The organism is Vibrio sp. 10N.222.55.C6 (genome assembly GCF_041473395.1).
GTDB lineage: Bacteria > Pseudomonadota > Gammaproteobacteria > Enterobacterales > Vibrionaceae > Vibrio > Vibrio crassostreae_C.
In genome coordinates this window covers 1-231 of record NZ_JBFRSD010000531.1, presented here as the reverse complement: position 1 = coordinate 231, position 231 = coordinate 1, and the positions used below count along the sequence as shown (strand labels likewise).

General features: G+C 48.1%; 1 pseudogene. It reads left to right on the top strand.

The window, feature by feature from the left end:
- Nucleotides 1–231 (top strand): annotated as a pseudogene (locus AB4486_RS24935) (GGDEF domain-containing protein); the annotation flags it as partial.

Sequence of the window (231 nt, the reverse complement as noted above, 5' to 3'; positions counted from 1 at the left end):
TACTCAATATGATTTACACCAGCTTGAGGCCGAATACATTGAGGCGTTGTCTGACAACCACACCAACTTAGTCATTATTGAACAAGCGCCACTCTACACCGAAGGCAAGGTGGTGGGGCAGGGCTGGAATGGGATGCTTATCTTGCGTGAAGGGGATAAACCGGTCGGCTGGATTGCGATGGATAACTACATCCACCGTTCACCCATAACCAATTATCAAAAGCAGATGCT